The 10,125-nt window shown below is 71.7% G+C and carries 6 protein-coding genes and 3 pseudogenes; all 9 read right to left on the bottom strand.

Translation table 11 applies throughout. The annotated features are described in order from the left end of the window. Window positions 1-230: 230 nt before the first annotated feature. Window positions 231-1,571, bottom strand: a complete 1,341-nt coding sequence (locus tag E1258_RS25830) for a DNRLRE domain-containing protein (RefSeq protein WP_207919715.1) — start codon at window positions 1,569-1,571, stop codon at window positions 231-233. Window positions 1,572-1,690: 119 nt separating this feature from the next. Continuing rightward, window positions 1,691-1,921, bottom strand: a pseudogene (locus E1258_RS25825) (ISL3 family transposase); the annotation flags it as partial. Next, window positions 1,915-2,142, bottom strand: coding sequence for a transposase (locus E1258_RS34080; protein ID WP_243715686.1), 228 nt, complete (start codon window positions 2,140-2,142; stop codon window positions 1,915-1,917). The pseudogene E1258_RS25825 and the gene E1258_RS34080, both read right to left, overlap by 7 nt. A 7-nt stretch (window positions 2,143-2,149) precedes the next feature. Beyond that, window positions 2,150-2,335 (bottom strand): annotated as a pseudogene (locus E1258_RS35995) (transposase); the annotation flags it as partial. Between the two features lie 25 nt (window positions 2,336-2,360). Further along, window positions 2,361-6,152 carry a tetratricopeptide repeat protein gene (locus E1258_RS25815; protein ID WP_132405678.1) on the bottom strand — a complete coding sequence of 1,264 codons (3,792 nt, stop codon included), beginning with the start codon at window positions 6,150-6,152 and terminating at the stop codon, window positions 2,361-2,363. A 24-nt stretch (window positions 6,153-6,176) separates the two neighbouring features. Then, entirely contained in the window at window positions 6,177-7,754 is a 1,578-nt protein-coding gene (locus E1258_RS25810; protein ID WP_132405676.1) for a hypothetical protein, read from the bottom strand. Beyond that, the gene (locus E1258_RS25805) at window positions 7,751-8,287 is read right to left on the bottom strand and encodes a hypothetical protein (RefSeq protein ID WP_132405674.1); all 537 of its coding nucleotides are present in this window, start codon (window positions 8,285-8,287) and stop codon (window positions 7,751-7,753) included. Before E1258_RS25805 ends, E1258_RS25810 begins: the two co-directional genes overlap by 4 nt. Before the next feature lie 89 nt (window positions 8,288-8,376). Beyond that, complete coding sequence (locus E1258_RS33570) at window positions 8,377-9,708, bottom strand: CHAT domain-containing protein (RefSeq protein ID WP_165949903.1); 1,332 nt, start codon at window positions 9,706-9,708, stop codon at window positions 8,377-8,379. Window positions 9,709-9,954: 246 nt separating this feature from the next. Beyond that, window positions 9,955-10,107 (bottom strand): annotated as a pseudogene (locus E1258_RS25800) (recombinase family protein); the annotation flags it as partial. Window positions 10,108-10,125 lie beyond the last annotated feature (18 nt).

Genomic DNA, 10,125 nt, shown 5'->3' with positions numbered 1-10,125 from the left:
GTCGGCCAGCTCGAACAACGCATCCTCACGAGCGGTCAGACAACGGTGGAACTCACGCCGGAACGCGGCCAGCCGCCCCACCTCACCGATCGACCCGGCATCGTGCACACTGATCACCAGACAGCCCCTGGTTCTTGATCTTCTTCCCTAGACACGAGGAATGATCGATCAAGGGCTGTCCCCATGATCAGCCGGGGTCGATACCGCCGCCCAGCAGGTTAAAGATCAAGTTAGTGGCAGAGGCCGGTGCCCATCTCGTTGAAGGTTTGACCGGCGACGGGCATGAATCGCCAGCGGTACTCGCCGGGGAGCAGGGTCAGGCGGAGCACGCCGAAGACGTTGCCGTTGCGGACCTCGCTGTTGGCCGCGACGGTCGGGAAATCTGGTTGGAGTGAGCGGCCGCCGGTGCCGATGATGAACTGCCGGACGCCTCGGTCGGGGTCGGCGGCTCCGGTCGGGGTTTGTGGGGCGAAGCGTTCGTACTGGTGGTTATGGGCGTTGAGCAAAACCTCGACTCCGGCGTCGTAGAGGGCCTGGAACAGGGGCCGATAGGCGGAGCTGCCGCGGCCTCCGGAGGCGAAAAGCGGCTGGTGCCAGTAGGCGACGGTGCATCGTGCCTTGTTGGCGGCCAGATCGGCGCGCAGCCACCGTTCCTGCGGTGATCCAGCGTGACAACCGCCGATCTGGCCGCAGATGGAGTTCAGCACCACCACGTGCCACTGACCACCGGCCATGTTGTAGGAGTACCAGCCCTGACCTGGCGGTCCGGCGGCGGCACCGAAGTAGCCGAAGTAGCCGGCGGCGTTGGGGGTGAGGTACTCGTGGTTGCCCACAGCGGGACGGGTGCGGGACTTGTGTCGTCCCCAGGTGGGGGCGTAGCAGGCGGCGTACTCCTCGGGGGCGCCTTTCTCGTAGGCGGTGTCACCGATCGCGGCGACGACGCCGACTTCGGTGTCGAGGACCTTGGCGGTCTGCTCGTCGCGTTCGGTGCGGCAATCGGCGATGTCTCCGGCGGCGAGTATCACGGTGTCGTCGGTTCTGGGTACCCCGGTGTAGACGAGCAGTGCGGGGCCGGCCGCCTCGTTGTTCTCGCGGCTGTGGTAGTACGCGCCGTCGGTATGGGTGGAGAAGATGCCGAAGCTGACCACTCCGTTGCCCCGGATCGCGTGGGTGACGTCGAAGTCGTGGATGGTGTCGGGTTTCACCCGCTCGATGGGTGTGACGGAGGGGCCGATCGGTGCCGGGCGGGTGGCGTAGGTCAGCGTGGTCTCCGACCACGAACTGCCAACCGGAAAGACGCGGCCGCCGTCGGTGCTGCCGGCGATGCTGGTGTCCAGGGTCTTCATCCGTAGGGTCGCGTGCAGGATCGGCTCGGTGAGGCCGGTGACCGCGAAGGCCAGATAGGAGACCTGGTCCGGGCTGCCGGCGACGACGAGCTGTCGTTGACTGTTGTAGTTGGTGTTCGGGGAGCTGGCCTTGACGTAGGTGTCCCGGGTGGCGGGATAGACGTGGGTGGTGACAGCCTGCGCGGGGGCCGGTGTCACGAGGGTCGCCGCCAGGACGGCGACCACGAGCAGGAAGCGCGGAGGGTTCTCATGTGCCCCATTACAGCTATGTCCACGTCAACCAACCGTCACCGAGACGGGACGCCTCGTACGGGGGTCTGTCAAGTCAACGGCCCTGTCCCACGGTCCCGCTCCAGGCCCCGGGCGAAGGCGTGCAGATGAGGTGGATCGGCCGCGCGGACCCGGGCGGTCCAGAGTGAGAGCCGGTCGGCGTTTCCCGGCTGGGGCGTCGGGAGTTCGGCGAAGCCCTCGATGGCGGCGGCCAGGTGGGTCATCCCGGGGCGGGCTGCGGTGAGCCGTGCCAGAGGATCTCGATGCTTGGGCTTGAGGTTGTCGGGGCTGGCGAGGATCATCCGGTGGCGCGGACGTGCTCGACCAGGCTGATCGCCGTTTTCGGGTAGCGCGGGTCGGTGCACGTCGGTGGGCGGCCCCGCCCGGACCACACCCGCTCGGCTGGCCGCACGTCTGGCTTGTGCGCGAGGGCGTCGCCTTTGACCGGCATGATGTAGCCGATTCCACGCTGGTCCAGGGCGCTACGGAACTGGCTGTTGTCGCCGTAGCCGGCGTCGGCGGCCAGCAGCGGCGGACACAGCCCGTGCTCGGCCAGCTTGCAGCCGCATCCGCACCGCGTCGGTGTCCCACGTCGAGGTCGTCACGAACGGTTGCAGCCCCTGATGATCCACCCCGAGCCGCTGCGCCATCGGCTGCATCGACTTACGCCGCCCGTCCAGCAGCAGCCCCGAAATGGTGCCGGTGAGCGGCCCGGGGATGTCACCCGAGGACCGGCCCGGAGTGTCACCCGAGGAGGTGCCGGATCTCCTCGATGGTGGCGGTGGACCCGCGCCGCAGCGCTACGTAACCGGGGTCGTGCCGGGCCATCTCGTCGTAGACAACCCGGAGCTGGTCCAGTGCCTCGACGGCGGCACCGCCGAGCGTGCCACTGCGGAGGGTGGTCAGGTGCCTATGTTCGGCGTCCAGCAGGGCGGCGAACCGGTCCTCGGCCCGGGCGGTGGGTCGGATCTCCGCGACGGCGACGAGTTCCACCAGCGCCCGGGACTTGGCCCGCTGCACCACCGCGTACGCCTCACCGACCGCGTCCCGGGCCAGCAGGCAGCGCACCAGTCCCTGGTAGATGCCCTGTTTGCCGCGCACATAGCTGATACGGGAGCGGTCGTCGTGCGGCCGTTCCCGCCGGCTCGCCTCGATCAGGTCCACCGCCTCGGCGTAGAACGGCTCGGCCGAGGCCAACTCGCCATGCGCGGCGTACAGGTCGGCCAGACTGCGCGCGGAGGCGGCGGCGGACTCGAAGTGCCCGGCCGGGCGGGAGATCGCCAGGCTGTCCCGGTATGCCGCCACCGCCTCGGCGACCCGGCCCAGCGACCGCAGCCGGCTGGCCAGGTTGGCCAGGGTGGTCGCCTGATTCAGGCGGTCACCGGTCAACTCCTTGACCCGAAGCACCTCGGTCAGCAGGTCGAGCGCCTCCGCGTCCCGCTCCGGCGGCATCAGGTTGGTCAGGTCGTTGGTGGCCCGGGCCCAGCCCTGCTCGTTGTTGTTCTCGCGGTAGAGCGCGGCGGCCCGACGCATCAGCAGCATCGCCACCGAACGGGCCCCGTCCTCCACCGGGATCTCATCGAGCGGCAGACCGAGGCGGGGCAGCAGCCCGATCAGCCGGAACAGTTCACCTCCGCTGACCGGCCCGAGTTCCCCGGTGGCGAGCCGACCGAAGAAGCCGCCGAGGGTGTGCAGTGCGGCCGCCTGGGCGGTCCGGTGGCCGGTGCGTACCGCGATCGACCAGGCGCGTTCGTAGGCGGTCACCGCCGCTGGCAGGTCGCCCAGTTCCTCGTACAGGTTTCCGAGACCGGCCTGGATCGGCCCCTCGGCGAGGATGTCGTGCGGACCAGGGGTCCGGCGGACCAGGGCCAGCGCCTGCTGGAGGTCGGCGAGGGCGCGGTGGTGGTGGCCGATCGTGGCCCGCACCTGGGCCCGTGCGGTGTACGTCTCGGCCAGGACGAGTTCCCTGCCGTCCGGTGCGGTGCCCCATGCTTCGATCAGCCGGTCGTAGCCAGTCAGCGCCGCCCGAAGTTCACCCCGCTGCCGATGGACTCCGGCGAGGACCGTCGCCGCCGCCAGGGTTTCGACCTCCGCGTCGGACCGGGACGCGAAGATCCCTTGGGCGGTCCGGGCCCGGTCGAGCGCCCGGTCGAGGTCCCCACCGGCCGAGCTGACCAGCGCATCGGCCAGCGTCAGCCGGGCCCGGGTGTACTCGTCCTCCGTCGGCAGCCGGCGGGCCAGCACCACCCAGCGGCGGGCCCGGTCGATCTCCTCGGCCGGAACGTTGATGCCGAGCGGGGCCGGAGCGCGCTGCGGGATGGCCGGGCCGACCAACGCGGACGTGCCGGCATAGGCCCGGCGGGCCGCGTCGAAGGCTGTCGCGTCGATCATATAGCGCGCGCTCGGCTCGACAATCACCTGCGCTCTCCCCGATGACGCGTCCGCTTCCGAGCGGTGGCGCCGGCCGCCATCGGGCAGCCCAGCGACCGCGAGCTCCACCAGACGCTCGGCCGGAGCCAGTGCCCTGGTCGCGTCACCCCGACTCAGCAGCCGATAGACCACCACGTTGAGCAGCGTCACCGCGATCTCGACGGCTCCCTTGCCGACCCAGCGGTCCACGGCTTGGCCGATCCGTCGCAGCACGTCGTCCACCGCCACCCCATGCTCAAGGGCGCCCCGGAGTTCCTCCGGGCTGAGGTCCGGTTCCCGGTCGAGCGCAGCCCTCACCCGCAGCGCCGCCGCCTCGCCGGGATCGGGTGGCGGCGGCGGGGAGAGTCGGATCTCGTCGACGATGGCCCGGATCAGGGCCGCCTGCGGGTCGGTCAGGTCCGCCGTCAGGGCCCCGACGTTGATCCGACGGGCGGCACGACCGGCAGCGCGACGATCGGTGCGGCGGCCGGCAGGACTGTCGGTGGAGCTGGCGAGTCCGTCGACGACGATGGCACCCACCGCCGCGAGCAGCGGGCCGGTATCGGGGAGACCGGCGCTGGCGTCCAGCCACGTCCGAAGCCTCTCCATCGCGACAGGATGGCCGTGCGCGGCTGCCGCGACGGTCCGGACGAGTTCGCGGTGACGTTGCCGGGCGTCGTACAGCGCCGCCGGCAGGTCCGCCGGCGTCGCCAGCAGGCGGGTCCGCCCGGCCAGGGCGTCCAACGCGTGGCCGACGATCCGGGCGTCGGTGTCGTCCAGGCCGGCGACGAGCCGGTCCGGATCGCGGACGCCGTCGGCCATCGCCCGTAGCGCGGTGACCAGCCGCGTCCACTCCGGACTCTGTTCCCGCAGGTCGAGGTATTCGTTCAGGGCGCGGCGCACCTGGTCGTCGCCGCCGACGGCGGCGACCAGGGTGGCGATCGCCGGCTCCCAGCGGCGCAACATCCTGCTGGCATGCCAGCTGCCGGCCGGCGCCCGCCCGCGCAGCGTCGGCACCAGTTCGGCGAGGATCGCGTCGACCGCTTCGGCGTCAAGGCCGAACTCCGACGCCAACGCCACGAACTCGACCCCGTTCACTCGCTCCACCTCGGCGACCAGCCATTCGACGCACACCGCCTCGAGCAGGTCGTCGCCGGGCGCGCGGGCGACGATCTCACTGACCGTCGCTTCGAGTTCGACCTCGTCGTCGGTGAGGCGGTGCACCACTGCGGCGGCGAGCCCGTGCGCCAGCCGCTGTGCCGCCGCTGGTTCGGGCAGGTAGTCGGCGAGGTGCCGGTGCGCGGTGGCGACCGTGTGCCGATCCGGATACCGGTAGGCCATACCGAGGGTGGCCAGTTGCAGCTCGACGGCCGTTTCCCGGTCTCCCCGCGCCCAGGCGACCTTGCCCCGGCTGCCCAGCACCCGGGTCAGACTGGGCCCGTCGTCGGCGCCGGTGAAGACCTCCTGACAGTAGAGCAGCACGGTGTCGGCAGCATCGAGTTCACCGACCGCCCGCAGCGCGATCGATCGGCTGAGCTCTGCCCTGGCGACCTCGACCGGTGGCGCCTGTCGGGCGTCGAGGAGAGCCAGATGCAGGTCGCTGAAACCGAGCGCGGCACGCCACTGCCCCAAGGCGACGGCGGTGCTGCGGCCGACGTCCAGCAACACCTCCCGCACCTCGCCACCGCTGACAACCTCGTCGGCCCCGCCGCCAGCCCTTTGATCGACCTCGTCGGCAGCCGAGGCAGGACCGAGTAGTTCACCCAGGAGCTCCGCGATCCGGGGCAGGGCCTCGTCGTCGCGGCCCAACTCGTGCAGCAGGCGCAGACGCTGCACCTCGGCGGCGCGTCGGCTCCACGGCCCGACCGGTGCCTTACCGGCCAGGTCACGAGTCTGCTCGTTGACGGCGAACGCGGCCCGGAACCGACCAAGTCGGATCAGCACCTCGGTCAGGTTCAGGCTCGCCTCGAAGGCGCCGCGCAGGTCCGAGTCGCGCAGCCGGTCGGCGAGCAGCTCACGCAGCATCTGCTCCAGCACCGGCAGCGGCAGCTCGTTCAGCAGGCGCCGCAGATCCTCCGGGCCGGGCTCGTCGTTCCCGCGTTGCCCTGCGTCCCTGTCGCTGGCCATCTGGCTCCCTCCGTTGGCGGGCGGTCAATCGACGACGACGTGCACCGCACCACCGGCGGCGAGGGCCAGCAGTCGGTCGATTCGGGTCCTGGGGACGGCCACCACCAGGGGTCGCGGATCGCGGTCGAGCCGGTCGAGCACCAGTACGTCGACGAAGCGCTCCGGAGGTGTCGCCGGCCCCGTCTCCGGTGCCGCCGGAACCACCACCAAGGTCACCCGCTCGCCCCGCCCGATCCGATCGGCCAGGCCGGTGGCGGGCACCGCCACGACGGTGCGACCGGTCAGCGTCCCGCCGGGCAGCTTCGGCCCCAGTTCCCGGGTACGCAGCGGCCGGCCCTTCGCCACCGCACGAACGGTGTAGCGGCCGAGGAGCTCGTCGAGTTCCTTCCTGCCCGGCCGTCCCCGCACGTCGGCGGCGGTCAGCACATGGAACGCCGGCATCGCCCGGGCGGCCACCGGTGTGCTACCGGCGCGCTCCCCGGCACGGCTCGCGGCGACGATGGCCGCCACGCCTCCGAGCAGCAGGACGACCACGAGCGCGACCGCCCGTACCGGAAGGAGCCAGCGCCGACCTGCGGTGCCCGGCGCGGCGACGGCCGACGGAGCACTCGCGGGCGACGGGGTGGCTGTTTCCGGCTGCGGCGACACCCCGGACGACACGGTGGACGCCGGTCGGCTCGGCCCGGTGAGTTCCGCCGACTCCGCCTGCTCGACCGGCTGCGGATACCGCAGGGCGGAAGCGCGGTCACTGTCCGGCCAGCCGGAATACCAGACCTTGCCGAGCTGGCGCCACTGCTCCCGCTCCGCGCCGAAGCTCGGTGGCAGCTCCAGCCGCATCGCCTCCAGCAGCGCGAACCGGTGCACGTCGAACGCGGTCCGGACCAGCTGCGCGTACGGCACCGCCGCCCGCGCCGCCGCCCGGTAGCCCAGCAGCGCGACGCCGAACCCGCCCCACACGCAGGCGACGGCGCCGTACCAGGGCAGGAGTGCCGCAGCGAGCCCGCCACCGAGCAGTGCGAAGACGGCGCCCAGGACACTGATGGTCACCGCCGCCTCCAGACTGGTGGCAGCGCCGGTGAAGGCGGCGACGTACTGCTCGGGCAGCACCACGTAGAGCCTCGGCCAGGCCGCCACCCCGTCCAGGCCGTACCGGTCGGCGTGCTCCTCGGCGGCGCGCAGCACGTTGCCGAGCCGGGTGGGCAGCACCCGGTCCGCCCGGCGCGGATAGCCGAGGAAGAGCGTCGGGTCCCCGGCCGTCCGACCGGCGTGCACCCGCTGGTGGCGGGCGGTCAGCTGCCGACCGAACCAGGTCAGGCCGGGCACCGCCGGCCAGTAGCCGCTGAACAGCCGGATCAGGCCGGTGCGCCAGGCGGTCAGCAGCTGTCCGAGCAGGATGGTCAGCAGGGCCAGCGCGACGACCAGGCCGGCGCTGCCCTCGGCACCGAGCCCGCTCCACCAGGTGCGGGCCGTCCCCCACCCGACCCCGGCCACGGCCACCGTGCCCAGCGTGCCGACGAACACCAGCAGCGGTAGCCACACCGCGGTCAGCTGGCGGCGGTCCAGCAGCGCGGTCGCGGACTCGAAGAGGGCGCCCACCGTCACCGCCAGTCCGGTTCCAGCCGGTGCCCACCGGCCGCGCAGTTCCGGTCCGGCTCCGGAAACTCGTCGAGGTGGTTGAGGGCTCCGCAGCACGCGCAGAAGATCCGGATCGGAGCCGTCGGGGGCCGTAGCCGCCCGGCCAGGAGCGGATCACCCATGGCACCCGGATCCGGGGGCGCCAGCACGTCGGTGCCGTAGGCCGCCCACCTGTCGCCGTCCAACTGCCGCAACAGCTGTTCCCCGAGCGCCTCGGCGGAAACGACACCAACCGGACGCCCGGAGTCGTCGGCCACCACCAGCGCCGGGAGATGTTCATCCAGCAGCCGGACAAGGGCATTCGACGTCAACAGCTCGTCCACCGGCGTCGACGCCGCGACGAGCAGTGCCGGACCCCGGCCGCCCGGGCCGATGACCCAGCGTGGTGTTCCCCGCTCGTCGACCCCCAGGGTCAGCTCGTCGGCCCGCTCCGGCGGCGCGGAGTCCGTCTCGACGACACGATGGTCGGTGCGCATCAGATCCCGCGCGGTCAGGCTCACACTCCCGGTTCCTTCCTGTTTGGCCGATCGGGTCCACAATCCACCGGTCGGGGGCTGGCTCGCCCCGTCGGTCGGTTGTTCTGAGCCGGTCAGTTCCAGTCTCCGACAAGGACGAACGGCGCCCAGAAGAAAAAGCTGCCGTACAAACGGCGACCGAGGTCGACCGGAACCCGGACACCCGCCCCGGCCAGGAAGCGGGCCCGATGCAGGACGTTCTCCACCCGCCGGCGGTCCCGATCGGTGCTGGCCAGCGTCAGGGCCGCCTGCGCGGCGTTGGTCGCGCCGACGAAGTCCCGGGCCACCAGTCGAATCCGCGCCTCGGCGAGGGCAAGCCGCGACGCCGCCGGATGGTCGGCCCCGGCGCCGTCCCGGGCCTGCTCGACGTAGGCGAGGACGTCTGCGATGGTCCGGCGGCGCAACCACGACTGGGCCCGGTGCAGCGCCACCACGGCCGGCGGCCCGTCGCTGAGGCCCCGGTAGAACTCGTCGAGCAGCATCGCGGTGGAGAGTTCGTCGACCTTCCAGAGGCTCACCAGCACTGCCGGCGCACCGGCGTAGAGCAGGGCCCGGATCAGGCCCAGCAGTTCGTCTCCGGGCCGAGTGTCGGAGACACCGGTACGACACGCGGCCAGCACCACCAGTGTCCCGGTCAGTCGCATCCCGAACACGTCGGTAGCGGTGAGGCGACCGTCGGCCAGCTCGACGCCGGAACCCATCGGTTCCTCCGGATCGAACACGCCGTGCGCGCCCACGTGCAGGATCCCCGGTGGTGGCCGGTGGCCGGCGTCGGCGGTCACCGCGTCCGGGGCCGGGCCGCCGAGCCGGCGTAGCAGTTCGGCCCGGTTGGCGTCGGCGCCCTGCATCCGGTCGCAGTCGAACCGTCCGGTGAGCGCGGTAGCGTGCACCTGCCCGAAGGTCAGCGGTTCGGTGCCGGGCGGGTCGGCGACCGCCAGCGCGGTCGACCGGGGACCACGGCGGTTGGCCTGGCAGTAGCGCAGCACCGAGGCGCTCGGCGTGTAGACCACCGGATGCGCGTCGGCCAGCCGCACACCCCGACAAGGCACGGCGTGCAGCGGCACCCGGTGCAGCGGCCCATGCGGCACCAGGTAGATCCAGTCGCCGGGCCGTATCCGGTCGAAGATCGGCGCGACCAGACCGACCAGTACCGGATCGCCGAGGACGGTGGTGGCCTGCTCCAGTGCGGCCGGATCCTCGGCCACCCGGTCCAGCGCGTGCACCATCGGCACCACCAAATCGGCGAGCTGCCCGGCGTCCACCGGCACGGTCACCAGCTCCGGCTCGGCGGACTCCGCGGTGATGAAGAAGATCAACGTCCGGTCCCCGGTGAGGTAGTACTCGACTAGGACCAGCCGCCCGACTGAGGGGTCGGTCTCCTCGGGTTGGGACTTCCGCCGGTTCATGGTTCTGCTCCGTCGAGTAGGTGGGCGACTGCCGGCGCTCCGCCGGTTACCCACGGCGTAGCGCCACGTACTGGGTCGTGGTGGTCCCGAGCGTGTGATTCTGCGAGGTGACCGACCACGTCGCAACGCCGCCGGGTGTCCCGTTCCCGACAACACTTCATGATCGGCGGACCACACCCAGGAGTCCTTGTCGTTCCAGCGCATCCGGGTTCCGTAGCCGAGGGCGACGTCGTTGACGTCGAGGAGCACCTCGTCCTTCCGCCGCTTGTTCCACACCTGCCGGCCGGTGTAGCGGGGGTTGGACAGGATGTTCTTGACGGCGCTCTTGGCCCAGCCTTCGCCGGTGCGGTGCGGTGCGGTGCGGTGCGGTGCGGTGCGGGTTGCGGGCGGGGTCGGCAACTGATGGGGAGGGGATGC

This window comes from Micromonospora sp. KC207 (genome assembly GCF_004348615.1).
Lineage (GTDB): Bacteria > Actinomycetota > Actinomycetes > Mycobacteriales > Micromonosporaceae > Micromonospora.
Note: the sequence above shows the minus strand (reverse complement) of the source record. Positions and strands in the feature narration are given on the sequence as shown.